13 protein-coding genes are annotated in these 15,747 nt (G+C 67.9%); 8 read left to right on the forward strand and 5 right to left on the reverse strand.

The features are described from left to right. Window positions 1-21: 21 nt before the first annotated feature. Window positions 22-2,661 carry a sensor histidine kinase KdpD gene (locus HHL13_RS12730; RefSeq protein ID WP_169556018.1) on the reverse strand — a complete coding sequence of 880 codons (2,640 nt, stop codon included), beginning with the start codon at window positions 2,659-2,661 and terminating at the stop codon, window positions 22-24. Window positions 2,662-2,886: 225 nt separating this feature from the next. Between HHL13_RS12730 and kdpF the strand changes: the two genes are divergently transcribed. Genes kdpF through HHL13_RS12755 form a run of 5 tightly spaced genes read left to right on the forward strand, consistent with a single transcriptional unit; the run spans window position 2,887 to window position 8,009 of the window. Next, window positions 2,887-2,976 (forward strand): K(+)-transporting ATPase subunit F, encoded by a 90-nt coding sequence (gene kdpF, locus HHL13_RS12735; protein ID WP_169556019.1) that lies wholly within the window; start codon window positions 2,887-2,889, stop codon window positions 2,974-2,976. A 10-nt stretch (window positions 2,977-2,986) separates the two neighbouring features. Beyond that, on the forward strand, window positions 2,987-4,690 hold the full coding sequence (gene kdpA / locus HHL13_RS12740; protein ID WP_169556020.1) for a potassium-transporting ATPase subunit KdpA: 1,704 nt from the start codon (window positions 2,987-2,989) through the stop codon (window positions 4,688-4,690). Window positions 4,691-4,701: 11 nt separating this feature from the next. After that, window positions 4,702-6,732 (forward strand): potassium-transporting ATPase subunit KdpB, encoded by a 2,031-nt coding sequence (gene kdpB, locus HHL13_RS12745; RefSeq protein WP_169556021.1) that lies wholly within the window; start codon window positions 4,702-4,704, stop codon window positions 6,730-6,732. 11 nt (window positions 6,733-6,743) lie between these two features. Further along, window positions 6,744-7,307, forward strand: coding sequence for a potassium-transporting ATPase subunit KdpC (kdpC, locus tag HHL13_RS12750; protein ID WP_169556022.1), 564 nt, complete (start codon window positions 6,744-6,746; stop codon window positions 7,305-7,307). Between the two features lie 9 nt (window positions 7,308-7,316). Continuing rightward, window positions 7,317-8,009, forward strand: coding sequence for a response regulator transcription factor (locus HHL13_RS12755; RefSeq protein WP_169556023.1), 693 nt, complete (start codon window positions 7,317-7,319; stop codon window positions 8,007-8,009). A gap of 25 nt (window positions 8,010-8,034) precedes the next feature. Here the strand turns inward: HHL13_RS12755 and HHL13_RS12760 are convergent, their stop codons facing one another. Both HHL13_RS12760 and HHL13_RS12765 read right to left on the reverse strand, forming a co-directional pair. Continuing rightward, window positions 8,035-8,997, reverse strand: coding sequence for a winged helix-turn-helix transcriptional regulator (locus HHL13_RS12760; RefSeq protein WP_346775550.1), 963 nt, complete (start codon window positions 8,995-8,997; stop codon window positions 8,035-8,037). Window positions 8,998-9,044: 47 nt separating this feature from the next. Beyond that, window positions 9,045-9,548 (reverse strand): nuclear transport factor 2 family protein, encoded by a 504-nt coding sequence (locus HHL13_RS12765; RefSeq protein WP_206376915.1) that lies wholly within the window; start codon window positions 9,546-9,548, stop codon window positions 9,045-9,047. An 86-nt stretch (window positions 9,549-9,634) separates the two neighbouring features. Between HHL13_RS12765 and HHL13_RS12770 the strand changes: the two genes are divergently transcribed. Next, entirely contained in the window at window positions 9,635-11,092 is a 1,458-nt protein-coding gene (locus HHL13_RS12770; RefSeq protein ID WP_169556024.1) for a carotenoid oxygenase family protein, read from the forward strand. A gap of 124 nt (window positions 11,093-11,216) precedes the next feature. Here HHL13_RS12770 and HHL13_RS12775 read toward each other — a convergent pair whose 3' ends face one another. Continuing rightward, window positions 11,217-11,765 (reverse strand): DUF3237 domain-containing protein, encoded by a 549-nt coding sequence (locus HHL13_RS12775; RefSeq protein WP_169556025.1) that lies wholly within the window; start codon window positions 11,763-11,765, stop codon window positions 11,217-11,219. A gap of 4 nt (window positions 11,766-11,769) precedes the next feature. Next, a complete protein-coding gene (locus HHL13_RS12780; protein WP_169556026.1) occupies window positions 11,770-13,449 on the reverse strand; it encodes a class I adenylate-forming enzyme family protein in 1,680 nt (559 codons plus the stop codon). 92 nt (window positions 13,450-13,541) lie between these two features. Here HHL13_RS12780 and HHL13_RS12785 point away from each other — a divergent pair, with 92 nt between their 5' ends. Together HHL13_RS12785 and HHL13_RS12790 are read left to right on the forward strand one after the other, a co-directional pair. Continuing rightward, the gene (locus HHL13_RS12785; RefSeq protein ID WP_169556027.1) at window positions 13,542-14,579 is read left to right on the forward strand and encodes a dihydrodipicolinate reductase; all 1,038 of its coding nucleotides are present in this window, start codon (window positions 13,542-13,544) and stop codon (window positions 14,577-14,579) included. Next, on the forward strand, window positions 14,576-15,718 hold the full coding sequence (locus tag HHL13_RS12790; RefSeq protein WP_169556028.1) for an acyl-CoA thiolase: 1,143 nt from the start codon (window positions 14,576-14,578) through the stop codon (window positions 15,716-15,718). Before HHL13_RS12785 ends, HHL13_RS12790 begins: the two co-directional genes overlap by 4 nt. Window positions 15,719-15,747: the final 29 nt, after the last annotated feature.

A 15,747-nucleotide genomic window follows, 5' to 3' on the forward strand; every position in this document is an offset into this window, starting at 1 on the left:
AGGCGGGCCGGATCGGCCGCCTTATGCCGCCGAGGCCTTGAACGGCGGGAAATCGAGCTCGAACAACGCCCCGCCAGAGGGGTGATTGCTCGCCTTCACCGATAGCCCCATCCCTGTCGCGAACGCCTTGACGATCGCGAGGCCCAGTCCGCTGCCGCCGTGCCGGTCATCGCCGCGCCCCTGAGCGAACGTGTCGAATATCTGCGCTTCCAGTCCGGCGGGCAGTCCCGCGCCCCGGTCGCGCACCGAAAGGCGAACGGTTCCCGCCGCATTCGTCCCGCTGATCGTGATCGGCGTCCCCCGCCCGCCATGCTGCGCGGCATTGGCCAGCAGGTTGATCAGGATGTGATGCAGCAGCGTGGCATCGGCGGTGACGAAAGGCAGGTCGGGCGGAACCTGCAAGTCGATCTCGTGGTCGCGCAGCACGTCCTTCAGGTCGTGCACCGCAGCGGCAACGGCGTCGGTCAGGTCGATCGGCTCGGGCGACAGCCTGAGGCCCCCCGTGTCGATCCGCACCATGTCGATCAGATTGTCGAGGAAACGGCGGAGCCTGGCGACTTCGCTGCGCGCGACCGGGATCGCCACCGCGCGCGGATACTCCGCCGCCAGTTCCTCGATCGCGCCCGAAACCGAAGTCAGCGGCGTGCGCAAATCGTGGCCGATCGACGAGAGCAATGCCGCGCGCAGCGCGTCGCGTTCCTTGAGCACCGTGACTTCGCGCAGCTGCGCCTCCAGCGTCAGGCGCTCGTGCGCGAGGGCGGCCTGACCCAGCAGGGTGGAGAGCAGCACCGCGCGCTCGGCGGGCACCGGATCGCGGCCGTCGTCGCGCGAGAAGCCGACCACCGCGAGGATGCCGAGCGCGGTCTTGAGCGGATGGAATTGCCAGTCGGCGGCGTTGAGCGTCGCCGTGCCCGCACCCGCCGGCTCGCCGCGCTTGCCGCTCCATTCGGCCGCCGCCTGATCGACCGGTCCCAGCACCGCGCCAGGCGGGCATGACGCGACCACCGTCAACGCACCTTCGCGCTCGTTGAGCAGCACCACGCCCACATCGAGGACCCGCGCGATCTCGTTGCACACCTCGCGGCTGGTTTCCTCCCAGTCGGAAACGCGCGCGAGCGTCTGACCGAAAGCGGCGACGGCGGCGTTCTCCGCGGCGCTGCGCGCGCCGAGCGTCGCCCGCGCCTTCAGCCGGCCGGCAAGGTTGGCGGTGAAGGCAGCGATCGCGATCAGCACCAGCACCGTCAGCACCGCCTGCGGATCGGCGACGCTGAACGTGTAGAGCGGGGGCAGGAAGAAGAAATTATAGGCCAGCGCCGACCCCAGCCCGGCAACCAGCCCGGGCCGCAATCCGAACCGGCCCGAAGCGAGGATCACCGGAAGCAGATAGACCAGGTCGATCCCGCCCAGCCCGATCAGCGGCTCGACGAGTTTCGCGATCAGGGTGGTCGCAGCGACCAGCGCGGCAATCGCCAGATAAGCGGAGGGCCCCGCCCATTGCCCCACCGGACGCGCGGCGGGAGCGACCACGCTATCCGCCGCCGGAATGACGTGCACCGCGACACCGTCCCCGGCGCGGAGCATCGCGTTCACCACCGAGCCGTGCCGCAGCTCGAACCACCAGCTGCGCACCGACTTGCCGATCACCAGCTGGGTCGCGCGCATCCCCTGCAGGTGGCGCGTCAGCCCTTCGGTCACATTCTCGGCCGGAACGGTGGCGATCGTCGCGCCCAGGCTCGCGGCAAGCCGCAGCGTGTCGGCGATCTGCCTTTTCTGCGCTTCGCCAAAGGCCTGCGCGCGCGGCGTCTCGATATAGACGGCCTGCCACGGCGCGCGCAGCGCATCGGCCAGCCGCTTGGCGGCGCGGACGATCGCGTCGGAACCGGGAAGCTCGCTCACCGCGACCAGCACGCGCTCGCCTCCGGCGAAGGTGCCCGGCAGCGCCGAAGCGTCGAGATGCTCGAGCAGCGCCTGATCGACGCTCAATGCGGCGCGGCGCAGTGCCATTTCGCGAAGCGCGGAAAGATTGGGCTTGGAGAAGAAATGACCGAGCGCGCGGCTCGCTTCCGCCGGGATATAGACTTTCCCGTCCTTCAGCCGCTCGATCAGTTCGTCGGGCGGCAGGTCCACCACTTCGATCTCGGCGCCGTCGAACACGCTGTCGGGCACCGTCTCGCGCACGCGGACCCGGGTGAAACTGGCCACCACGTCGTTGAGGCTTTCGACATGCTGGATGTTGAGCGTCGTATAGACGCCGATCCCCGCATCGAGCAGTTCGGCCACGTCCTGCCAGCGCTTGGGATGGCGGCTGCCTTCCACATTGGTGTGGGCATATTCGTCGACCAGCGCCAGCGCCGGACGGCGCGCCAGCACGGCGTCGATATCCATCTCCTCCAGCGCGTGCCCCTGATAGTCGATCGTCCGCCGCGCGATCACTTCGAACGGTTCGACCAGCGCGGCGGTGTCGGCGCGGCCATGCGTCTCGACGATCGCGACCACCACGTCCTCGCCGGCGCGCAGCCGTTCCGCGCCCTCGCGCAGCATTTCGAAGGTCTTGCCGACGCCGGGCGCGGCGCCGAGGAAGATCTTCAGCTTGCCCCGGCTCTCGCGCGCGGCCGCGCGCAGCAGGGCGTCGGGCGAAGGGCGGGAGTCGCTGGGCGGCATCGCGATCTGGATACGCCGGGCCCGCCGCGAAGGCCACGATCACTATGAAATCTTAATGCCCGGCGCCGCCATTCCCCCGCGAACCTTAATGGGTGGCGCGCCTATCTGAGCCTCCGAACCAACCGGAGTCTCCCCTCATGCAGGATATCTTGTGGCTGGCTGTGCTCGGCGGCCTCCTCCTCGCGACGCTGGCCTATGCGCGGCTGTGCGAAGGCGCGTGAGGCGATGACGTCGCATCTCATGCTCGCCGGCCTGACCGCGGCCGCTCTCCTCCTCTATCTCGTCGCCGTGCTGCTGCGGCCCGAGCGCTTCTAGGAACACCCTGATGACAATCGAGGGATGGGCGCTGATCGCGCTCTTCGTCGCGCTGACCTTCGCGATGGCCAAGCCGATAGGCATGTGGCTGTTCGCCTTGTACGAAGGGCGCCGCACGCCGCTGCACAGGGTGCTCGCGCCCGTCGAACGCGGCTTCTACCGGCTCGCCGGGATCGATCCGGACGCCGAACAGGGCTGGCGCCGCTACGCGCTGCACATGCTGCTGTTCCAGCTGGCCTTGCTGCTCTTCACCTATGTGGTGCTGCGGCTGCAGGGCGTGTTGCCGATGAACCCGCGCGGGCTGGCCGGGATCGACGCTGCGGGCGCGTTCAATACCGCGATCAGCTTCACCACCAACACCAACTGGCAATGGTATTCGGGCGAAGTCGCGCTGTCGAACCTCAGCCAGATGCTGGGCCTCGCCATCCATAATTTCCTGAGCGCGGCGACCGGCATCGCCATCGCCTTCGCCCTGTTCCGCGGCTTCGCTCGCCGCGAGGCCGGGACGGTAGGCAATTTCTGGGCGGATATGACGCGCGTGACGCTCTATCTGCTGCTGCCGATCTGCATGGTCTATGCAGTGTACCTCATCGCCAGCGGCGTGCCGCAGACCTTCGTGAGTTCGGTCGACGCCACCACCCTGGAAGGCGCGCGCCAGACGATCGTGCTCGGCCCGGTCGCTTCGCAGGAAGCGATCAAGATGCTCGGCACCAATGGCGGCGGATTCTTCAACGCCAATTCGGCGCATCCGTTCGAAAACCCCTCGGCGATGACCAACCTCGTCCAGATGCTGTCGATCTTCGCGATCGGCGTCGGGCTCACCTGGTGCTTCGGCAAGGCGGTGGGCAACACCCGCCAGGGCTGGGCCCTTCTGTCGGCGATGATGCTGCTGTTCGTCGCGGGCGTTGGGATCGTCTATTGGCAGGAAGCCGGGGGCAATCCGGCGCTCCACGCGCTCGGCGTCACCGGCGGCAATATGGAGGGCAAGGAAGTCCGCTTCGGCATCGCCGCCAGCGCGCTCTTCTCGGTAGTCACCACAGCGGCGTCGTGTGGCGCGGTCAACGCGATGCACGACAGCTTCACTCCGATCGGCGGCATGATCCCGCTGTTCAACATGCAGCTCGGCGAAGTCGTGGTCGGCGGCGTCGGCGCGGGAATCTACGGCTTCCTGCTCTTCGCGCTGCTCGCGGTGTTCGTCGCCGGGCTGATGGTCGGGCGCACCCCCGAATATGTCGGCAAAAAGATCGAAGCGCGCGAGGTCAAGCTGGCGGTCCTCGCCATCGCGATCCTGCCGCTGGTCATCCTCGGCTTCACCGCGATCAGCGCCGTGCTGCCGCAGGGTCTTGCCGGGCCGCTCAACAAGGGGCCGCACGGGTTCAGCGAGATCCTCTACGCCTATAGCTCGGCGGCGGGGAACAACGGCTCGGCCTTTGCCGGGCTCACCGCGGGCACCCCCTTCTACAACGGCCTGCTGGGGGTCGCGATGTGGCTGGGGCGCTTCTTCGTGATCGTCCCGGTCCTCGCGATCGCGGGCAGCCTGGCGGGCAAGCGCTACACGCCGGTCTCGGCGGGCTCCTTCCCCACTACCGGTCCGCTGTGGGTCGGCCTGCTGGTCGGGATCATCCTGATCGTCGGCGGCCTCACCTTCCTCCCCGGCCTCGCGCTCGGCCCCGTCGCCGATCACCTCGCCATGCTCTCCGGCACGCTTTTCTGAAGGCTACGCCCATGACTATCGCAACTTCGATGTTCACGCCCGCGCTGGTGCTCCCGGCGATCGGCGATGCCTTCCGCAAGCTGGCGCCGCGCCAGCTGATCCGGAACCCCGTTCTGTTCGTCACCGCCACGGTGGCGCTGCTGCTCACCCTGCTGCTGGCGCTGGGGGGCGAGGGTCTGTCCTTCGTCTTCCAGATCCAGTTGATCGTCTGGCTCTGGCTGACGGTGCTGTTCGGCACCTTCGCCGAAGCGCTCGCTGAAGGCCGCGGGCGCGCGCAGGCCGCGTCGCTGCGCGCCACCAAGTCCGAACTTCAGGCCAAGCGGCTGATCGGAGTCGGCGAAGCCTATGAGACGGTCGGCGCGGCGCGGCTCGCCAGGGGCGAGATCGTGCTGGTCGAAACCGGCGACCTGATCCCCGCCGACGGGGAAGTGATCGAGGGCGTCGCCTCGGTCAACGAAGCCGCCATCACCGGCGAAAGCGCGCCGGTGATCCGCGAGGCGGGCGGCGATCGGTCTGCGGTGACGGCGGGCACGCGCGTCATCTCCGATCGCATCAAGGTCCGCGTCACGCAGGAACCCGGCCAGGGCTTTCTCGACCGCATGATTGCGCTGGTCGAAGGCGCCGAGCGGCAAAAGACTCCCAACGAGATCGCACTGACGATCCTGCTGGTCGGTCTCACGATCATCTTCCTCATCGCGGTCGGCACCATTCCGGGCTTCGCCAGCTATGCCGGCGGCAGCATCCCGGTGGCGATCTTGGCGGCGCTGCTGATCACGCTGATTCCTACCACCATCGCGGCGCTGCTGTCGGCGATCGGCATCGCCGGCATGGACCGGCTCGTGCGCTTCAACGTCCTCGCCAAATCGGGCCGCGCCGTGGAAGCCGCGGGGGATATCGACGTGCTGCTGCTCGACAAGACCGGCACGATCACCATCGGCGACCGCGCCGCGAGCGAGTTTCGCCCGCTCACCGGCTTCACCGTCGAAGCGCTCGCCGAAGCTGCCCTGCTCGCCAGTCTGGCCGACGAGACGCCCGAGGGACGCTCGATCGTCGTACTGGCACGCGAGACCCATGCCGGCGGCATGGCGGCCCTGCCCGCCGGCGCGGAAGTCATTCCCTTCACTGCCCAGACCCGCGTTTCCGGCGTCCGCTTCGGCGGCGATCTGATCCAGAAGGGCGCGGTCGATTCGGTGCTGCGCGCCAATCCCGGCCTGGGCGACACGCCCGCCGCCGCCGAGCTGCGCCGCATCACCGACGAGATCGCGCGATCGGGCGCCACGCCGCTCGCGGTGGCGCGGGACGGGCGGCTGCTCGGAGCGATCGCGCTGCGCGACGTGGTGAAGGCCGGGGTCCGCGAACGCTTCGCCGAGCTGCGCCGGATGGGCATCCGCACGGTGATGATCACCGGCGACAATCCGCTCACCGCCGCCGCGATCGCCGCCGAGGCCGGAGTGGACGATTTCCTCGCCGAAGCCACGCCCGAGGACAAGCTCGCGCTCATCCGCAAGGAACAGCAGGGGGGCCGGCTCGTCGCGATGTGCGGCGACGGCACCAACGACGCACCGGCGCTGGCCCAGTCCGATGTCGGCGTCGCGATGAACACCGGCACCCAGGCCGCGCGCGAAGCGGGCAACATGGTCGATCTGGACAGCGACCCGACCAAGCTCATCGAGATTGTCGGGCTGGGCAAGCAGTTGCTGATGACACGCGGCGCGCTGACCACCTTCTCGGTCGCCAACGACGTGGCCAAATATTTCGCGATCATCCCGGCAATGTTCGTGGCGCTCTATCCCGGCCTCGCGGTGCTCAACGTCATGGGCCTTTCCAGCCCGGAGAGCGCGATCCTCAGCGCGATCATCTTCAACGCGCTGATCATCCCGCTGCTCGTGCCGCTGGCGCTGAAGGGGGTCACCTACAAGCCGATGGGCGCCGGGCCGATGCTCGCCCGCAACCTCGCCGTGTACGGCCTGGGCGGCCTGATCGCACCCTTCGTCGGCATCAAGCTCATCGATCTGGCCGTCGCCGGCCTCCACCTCGCCTGAGGACGCATTCCATGCTCACCGATCTCAAGACCGCCATCCGCCCCGCCATCGTGATGACCCTGTTGTTCGCCGCGCTGCTCGGCCTGGCCTATCCCGCCGCGCTCACCGGCATCGGCCAGCTCGCTTTCCCCGCCCAGGCCAATGGCAGCCTGATCCGCGAGGGCGACCGGGTGATCGGCTCGGCGCTGATCGGCCAGCGCTTCTCGGGCGCGGGCTATTTCCACGGCCGCCCCTCGGCTGCCGGAGCGGAGGGCTATGACGCGTCGGCTTCCGCCGGTTCCAATCTCGGCCCCACCTCGCAGGCGCTTGCCGATCGCGTGAAGGCCGATCCCGCCAGGATGCCAGGACAATCGGTTCCCGCCGATCTGGTGACCGCCTCCGCCTCGGGGCTCGATCCCCATATCAGTCCCGAGGCGGCCTTGTCGCAAACCGCTCGTGTCGCTGCCGCGCGCGACATCCCGGTCGAAAGGCTGCGCGCGCTCGTCGCCGAACAGACCGAAACCCCGCTGTTCGGTTTTCTCGGCGAGCGGCGCGTCAATCTGCTCGCCTTGAACCGGGCGCTCGACCGGCTGTAACAGACGCAGGTGCCACGCCCGACCAAGATCCTGATCGTCGAGGACGATACCCATATCCGCCGCCTGCTCCGCGCCGCGCTCCAGCGCGCGGGGCACGGGGTGGTGGAAGCGGCGACCGCGCGCGAGGGCCTGTCGCTGCTCGACATCGAAAAGCCCGATGCAGTGCTGCTCGATCTGGGCCTGCCCGACCGCGACGGCCTTGAGCTGATCCAGCTGATCCGGCCCAAGGCAGCCGTCCTCGTCGTCTCGGCACGCGAGGATACCGCGGAGAAGGTCGCCGCGCTCGATCTCGGCGCCGACGATTATCTCACCAAGCCGTTCGACACCGAGGAGCTGCTTGCACGGGTCCGGACCGCGCTGCGCCATCGCCTCTCCGGGCAAGGCGAACGCGAACGGCTGGTGGTCGGCGACATCGAGATCGATCTTGCGCACCGGCGCATCCGCCGCGCGGGCGAGGACGTGCACCTCTCGCCTCGCGAATATGATGTCCTCGCCGAACTGGCGCAGCGTCCCGATCGCGTGATCAGCCACGCGCATCTGCTCCGCACCGTGTGGGGGCCGGCGCATGAGACCGATGTCGACTATGTCCGCATCGTGGTGCGCAACCTGCGGCAGAAGCTGGAACGGGATCCCGCGCGTCCCGCGCTGATCGTCAACGAGCCGGGCGTCGGCTATCGCCTGTATATCGAGCCCAAGGCCTGAGGACCGTTGCGATCCGGCCGTATCGCTAGGCTTCGACGGCCTCGGCGCCTTCCACCGCGAAGGTCACGTCGCGTGCCTCCACCGGGGCGCGGCATTCGGAGCAGACCACGATCGCATCCAGTTCATGCCCGCACGGCCGGTGCGTCAGCAGCAGGGGTGGCCCCTCGGGCGAAGCATAATATTTGTCGCCCCACTGCATCAGCATCAGCAGCGCGGGGTAATAATCGATCCCCTTTCGCCGCAGCTTGTATTCGAAGCGCGGCGGGTTCTCCTCATATTGCTCCTGCCGGATCACCCCGAAGGCGGTGAGCCAGTTGAGGCGCTCGGCAAGGATATTGGTCGCGATCGCGGTGTCGCGGCGGATATCGTCGAACTTGGTGATCCCGGTGAAGATCGACCGCATGATCAGGCTCGCCCAGCGATCTCCCATCAATTGCGCGGCGGATTCGAACAGCGCCGTCCCTTCACTGCTGTCGCGCTGCTGGCGGCGGCGGCTGTAGAGCGGCGCCATCCAGCCCACGCCCGGTCCCTCGCACCATTCGACCAAAGTGGCGTCGACATCGCCATGACATTCGCCGCACGCGGGCACCGGCATAAATCGCTTGCCGCAGACCTTGTGCGTCAGCTCGACGCGCATCTTGCCCGCCCCTTCGCCGCCATCGAGTCCGTCGCCCCACATCACTTCCCAGCGCAACAGCATCAACGACGTCCAGTAGAGCGCGCGGCCCTTCTCGATCAGCACATATTCGTCGCGCGGCGGGCTGACGCTATACTGGCGCTTCTCCATCACCTTGGCCGCCACCAGCCGCTTCAGCCGGTCGCTCAGCAATGCCTTGAGCAAGCCGGTGCGCCGCCGGAACTGGTCGAACCGGCGATCGCCGAGCATGCTGGCCTCGAGGATCAGCAGCGTCGGCGTATCGCCCACGACCTCCAGCGCGCGCCAGATCGAGCAGGTGCGGATCAGGTTCTGCACGTCAGGAGGGACCACTCATCGGCCCTTCATAGCGCGCAGCAATTGCCGGGGAAATCCGTGACTCAATGGTCCCCCGGCGCGACGCCCATTTGGGCAAGCAATTGCGCGCGATCATAATATTCGCGCCACAGCTTCACCTTGCCGTTCTCGACATGGAGGATGCCCACCACCGGCACCTTGCCGTGATGGCCGTTATAGACGAACTCGTCGGTCCGCTCGATCACCACCACATCGCCGACGATGCCGATATTGTGGATGTGCAGCGTGATCGAATCGATCCCCGCGCCCAGCGCCTCGATCCGCGCCGCGATCTGTGCGCGGCCGGTTACCGGCTCGATCATCATCGAATGCAGCACGCCATCCTCGGCGAACAGGTCGCCCACCTTCTTCCAGTCGCGCACGTTCCACGCGTGGATCATGTCCTCGACGACTGCGATGCGGGGGTCCTTGGCCACTTCTCTCTCCTGTGCTGGAATGGCTGCGATTGCTGCGGGCTGCGCGGCGATGCCGGTCTGCGTGGGTGTCACGATCAGGGCGGCCATCGCCAACAGGGTTCCGATATGCATTTCGCGTTCCTCTCGCGTACTAACTTGCACAAACAAACCTTCGTTGCTAGCCCGGCAATGAAGAGTTTTCCGCGAAGGTACATTCGATGAAGGTCGACAAGCTCCCCCCGATCCGCTCGTCGCTCCAGCCGAGCAACCACCCCTATCTCTCGGGCGCCTGGACGCCGCAGCTGGAGGAAGTGGACGCCGTCGAACTCGACGTGATCGAAGGCGCGATCCCCGCCGACATCGACGGCATCTATCTGCGCAATACCGAGAATCAGGTGCACCAGCCGCTCGGCCGCCATCACCCGTTCGACGGCGACGGGATGATCCACCAGATCGACTTTCGCGGCGGTCAGGCAAGCTACCGCAACCGCTTCGTCCGCACCCGCTGCTTCGATGCCGAACAGCGCGCGGGCCAGTCGCTCTGGGGCGGCCTGATGGACGGCCCCGGCGTCTCCACCCGCCCCGGCTTCGGCGCGCATGGGCGGCTGAAGGATTCGTCCAGCACCGACATCATCGTCCATGCCGGCAAGGCGATCTCGACCTTCTACCAGTGCGGCGAAGGCTATGTCCTCGATCCCGAGACGCTCGAACAGACCGGCGTCGCGCCCTGGGTCCCGCTCGACGGAATCTCGGCGCATCCCAAGGTGGACGACCGCACCGGCGAGCTGATGTTCTTCAACTATTCGAAGCACGCGCCCTACATGCATTACGGCGTGGTCGACCGCGACGGAAAGCTGGTCACCTACACGCCCGTCCCGCTGCCCGGGCCGCGCCTGCCGCACGACATGTGCTTTTCCGAGAACTGGTCGATCCTCAACGATCTGCCAGTGTTCTGGGATGCGAAGCTGCTCGAACGCGATATCCACGCCGTGCGCATGCACGACCTCCCCTCGCGCTTCGGCCTGATCCCGCGCCACGGCGGCGAAGCCGACATCCGCTGGTTCGAAGCGAAGCCGACCTACATCCTCCATTTCCTCAACGCCTATGAAGATGGCGACGAAGTGGTGATGGACGGCTATTTCCAGGAAGAGCCGATGCCCCAGCCGCTCGCCGAGATGGGCGAGCATGCGCATCTGATGGGCTATCTGGACGAGCACAGCTTCCGCCCCAAGCTCCACCGCTGGCGCTTTAACCTCGCCACCGGCGAGACGAGCGAAGCCCATCTCGACGACCGCATCCTCGAATTCGGCATGTTCAATCAGGCCTATGCCGGCCGCCCCTATCGCTATGCGTACAGCACGACGACGCGGCCCGGCTGGTTCCTGTTCAACGGCTTCGTGAAGCACGACCTCGAAACCGGCGAAAGCTGGTCGCTGATGCTCGAGGAAGGCCGCTACGCCAGCGAAGCGCCGTTCGCGCCCAGGGTGGACGCGAAGGACGAGGATGACGGCTACCTCGTCAGCTTCATCATCGACGAAAATCGCGGCACCTCGGAATGCGTGCTGATCGACTGCAAGCGCTTCGAGGAAGGCCCGGTCTGCCGCATCGCCCTGCCGCACAAGATCAGCAGCGGGACGCACTCACACTGGGTGGCGCGGGAGCTGTTGATGGGCTGACCCCAAAAAAGCCCCTCCCCTTCAGGGGAGGGGTTGGGGTGGGGCAGTCATTGCCTCGCAGAGACTAGCGCGCCGAATATATCCGCCACCCCAAACCCCTCCTCTGAAGAGGAGGGGCTTAAAACTAGAGAACCAAGTACGTCCGGATCACCACCTTGTCCGGCAACCGCGCGCCCACGCACACGAACACATTCTCGTTCAGCCAGCGATGCGCCGCCGCGCCGGTATCGAACACCGGCGTCGTCCGGAAATAATAGTCCGCCGGCGGCACGATCTCGCCCGCCATCATCTTCTTCATCACCTCGGGCGGCGCGCGGCGGATGCCGTTGTTCTTCACCGAGATCACCGATCCGTCATCGGCCTTGAGCCAGTAATGCGCGAACACGCGGGTCAACCCGTCCTCGGGGCGGATGTCCTGCCAGTCGGCCCCGCCGGACATCACCACGCCCTTCACCTTCTCACCCGAAAAGGTGCCGCCGGTGATCGGGATGATCCGCTTGCGCACGCCGTCGACATTGCCCAGTTCCTGCGGCGGCCCCAGCGTCACTTCGACCTGAAAGGCGAAGACAAGCCCCGGCTCGGGCAGCGACATCGGGTCCTGCGCCTTCGCAACACCCGCACTGCCAACTGCCAGCGTCGCTGCGCCTGCCCCGATCGCTTCGCGCCTGCTCATCACGTCACTTCTCCTGCATCGCGGCCAGCACCGCCTCACGCAACTCGCTGCGCACCACCTTGTTCATCGCATTGCGCGGCAGCGCGTCAAGCACCACCAGCCGCTCGGGCCGCTTGAACACCGCCACGTCGCGCGCGACCAGCCACGCGCTCACATCATCCAGCGTCGGCACATCGCCCTGCGCCACGACTGCGACGGCCACCCGCTCGCCCAGCACCGGATCGGGGATACCGACCACCGCCGCTTCGCGCACCGCGGGCATGCCGGTCAGCAGATCGTCCAGCTCCGCCGGCGAGATGTTCACCCCGCCGCGCATGATGATCTCCTTGCTGCGCCCGACGAAGCGATAGAAGCGCCCGCCCTCGCCCGCGATCTCGAACAAGTCGCCGGTGCGGAACCAGCCCCGATCGTCGAACGCCGCCGCCGGATCCTCCGCGCGCCAGTAACCGCTGAACAGGAAGGCCCCGTCCACGCGCAGCTCGCCCGGCACGCCCGGCTCGACGATGTCCGCCTCCGTCGCCGGATCGACCAGCCGCGACCGCATCACCCGATGCATCAGGCATGGCCACTCGACACCCTCGCCGCCCAGCCGGGGGAAAAACCGCGCGCGTTCCTCGGGGTCCGGCACATCGACATGGTTCGAGAATAGCGACGCCCCCTCGTTCGATCCGAACATGTTGCACACTTCGACCCCATGCCCCTCGCGCCAGCCCGAAATCAGCCAGGGCGAGAGCGGCGCCGAACCGGACCCCACCGCGCGCAGCGACGACAGGTCCGCGTCCGCCAGCATCGCCGGCTGCTTGAGCAACGCGGTCAGCACTGCGGGCGGCGCGATGGTATAGTTCACCTGCTCCGCCGCGATCTGGCTCAGGAACACGCCAAGATCGAACGGGTGGTGCAGCACCAGCGTCCCCTGAATCGTCAGCCACGGCATCACCAGCCCGCCGATCGACCCGATATTCACCAGCGGGAACGGGTTGAGCAGCGTTTCGCCCGCGCGCATGTCCCCGGCTTCGGCGACCAGCTTGCCGTTCAGCACCCAGTGATTGTGATCGCGCGGCACGCCCTTGGGCCGCGCCTCGGTGCCCGAGGTCCAGCAGATCGTCAGCACTTCGCCCGCCGCGACGGGATGCTGCGCAGCATAAGCCGCCGCCACCGCCGGATCGGCCTCACCCGCCAGCGCCTTCAGGTCGCGCGCGCCCTCGGCCTCGCCCATCGCCAGCACCGGCACGCCCAGCCGGTGCGCCATCGCGACATGATCATGCCCCGCGAACGCCGGCACCGTCACGAACGCCTTCGGCTCCGTCCGCTCGACGATATGTCCCAGCTCATGCTCGCGGTACTGCATCACCACCGGGCTCACGATCAGCCCGATCCGCGCCGCCGCCAGGAACAGGATCACCGCATCGACGGTGTTGGGCAGCTGCACCGCGACCACATCGTCCTTGCCCAGCCCCGCCGCGAGCAACCCCGCCGCCATCCGCCCGACCCGCGCCTCCAGCCCCGCCCAGCTCAGCCGCTCGGGCGCCACGCCGTCCAGCGCCTCGCGGTTCAGCGGATCGACCAGCGCAAGCGCTTCGCCTCCCGCGGCCACGGCGCGGCGGAACAGCGCGTCCACCGTGATCCCTTCCCACCAGCCGCGCTGTTCATAGTCGGCGATGCGCTCCGCGGGCGTCAGGAACACTGTGTCTCTCCTCAAATCTTGGTGACTTGCATAAATAGACTGACACGCTCGCGCAATCGCCCTATGCGGGATTCGCAAAGGGGAGGAAGTCGATGATCCGCGTCATCCAATGGGCCACCGGCTCGATGGGCCGAACCGCGCTGCGGCGCATCATCGACGCGCCCCACCTCGAGCTGGCCGGCGTCCATGTCTATAGCGCCGCCAAGGCCGGGCAGGACGCGGGTACCATCGCGCGCCGCCCCGAAACCGGCATCCTCGCGACCAATGACATCGCGGACACGCTGGCGATCGACGCCGATGTCGTCCTCCACACCCCGCGCATCACCTTGCCTTACGAAGCGATGGCCGAGGACGTGATCCGCCTGCTCGAATCGGGCAAGAATGTCGTCTCCACCGCCGGCTTCCACTGGCCACAGGCGCATGGCGCGGCCTATGCCGATCGCCTCCACGCCGCCGCGCTCCGGGGCGGCGTCACGCTCGCGGGCGTCGGCGTGCAGCCGGGCGTCGTGGTCGAGCGCCTCACTCTCGCTGCCACTGCGATGTGCTCCACGATCGAGAGGATCGAGATCCGCGAAACGGTCGACGCCTCGGCGATGGCTTCGCCCGAATTCGTGTTCGGCCTGATGGGCCTCGGCTCGGACCCCGCCGTGTCGGATATCCGCACCGGGCCGCTGGCGGCGCTCTATTCCACCCTGTTCAGCGAAGTCCTCCATTTCTCCGCCGATGCGATGGGCAGCCATGTCGAACGCATCGATCCGCATCACGATCTGGTCCTCGCCCCCGCCGAGATCATAATCCCCGCCGGCACGATCCGCCCCGGCCATGTCGCCGCGACCCATTGGCGCTGGACCGCGCATCTGGCGAACGGCGTGGCGATGACGCTCGCCATCCTGTGGACCGCCGATCCCACGCTGCACGGCGACGGCACCACCGGCCACTGGATCGTCGACATCACCGGCCGCCCGAACGTGCGCATGACGCTCGACATTCACGAAGGCGACCCCGCCGCGCCGCCCACCCGCGCGCTGACCGACGCGACGATGGCGGTGGCGATCCGCGCCATCCCCGATGTGGTCGCAGCCCCGCCCGGCCTGTTCGCGTATCAGCCCCAAGGCGTGTGGCAGGCATGAAGGCGCTGATCCTCGACGCGGTCCGCACCCCGCGCGGCAAGGCGAAGAAGGACGGCGGTCTCGCCGCCGAAACGCCCGAGGGGCTGGTCGCGCATCTCGTCGATGCGCTCGACGCACGCGGCCGCGATCCGCGCAACGCGGGCCTGCTCACGCTGGGCAGCGTCGGACAGGTCGGCGCACAGGGCGGTCATATCGCGATGGTCGCCAAGCTCGCCGCTGGCCTGCCCCCCGAAACCGCCGCGCACAGCCTCAACAATTTCTGCGCCTCGGGCCTCTCCGCGATCGGCCAGGCCGCCGCGATGATCGAAGCCGGCGTCACCGACCGCGCGCTCGCCGGCGGCGTCGAGATGATGTCGCGCGTCCCCTTCATGGCCGATGCGGCCGATTACTACACGGCCACCACCCTGCCGCCGCGACTGCGCTACATACCCGTAGCGCTCGCGGCGGATCTTTTGGCGGTGACCCAAGGCATTACGCGCGAAGAGCTGGATGCCGCCGCGCTGACCTCACAAACTCGCGCGCTCGCCGCCGAGGACCGCCCGGCCCTGCTCACCTCGCGCATCCCCGCTGGCAAACTCGTCCGCGACGAAGCCCCCCGCGCCACCGATCCGGCAAAGCTCGCCGCCATGCCCCCCGCCTTCGCCGCCTTTGCCGACCAGTATCGCGAAGCGCTCGACGGTGCCGAGATCGACCACCGCCACAGCGTCGCCCACGCCCCGCCAATGGCCGACGGCGCCGGCCTCGCGCTGATCGGCACCGGCGACCGCCCCCGCGCGCGCATCCTCGGATTCGCCGAAGCCGGCGGCGACGCGCGCGCGTCCCTGCTCGCGGGCTCCACCGCAATGGACCTCGCTCTGTCCCGTGCCGGCCTGTCGCTCGCCGACATGGACCGGATCGAATATATGGAAGCCTTCGCGGTGGTGATCGCCAAGTTCCTGCGCGACCGCCCGGTCGATCCCGATCGCGTCAATGTCGGCGGCGGCCACATCGCCAAGGGCCATCCAATGGGCGCAACCGGCGCGATCCTGCTGTCCACGTTGCTGGATGCGCTGGACGAGGCAGACGGCACCTACGGCCTCGTCGTGGCGACGGGCGCACAAGGGGTGGGCGTGGCGATGGTGATCGAACGGCTGAACTAGATACATCGTGCTCCGGCGAAGGCCGGAGA

Origin of the sequence: Sphingomonas sp. G-3-2-10, from assembly GCF_012927115.1 — a bacterium.
Taxonomy (GTDB): domain Bacteria; phylum Pseudomonadota; class Alphaproteobacteria; order Sphingomonadales; family Sphingomonadaceae; genus Sphingomonas.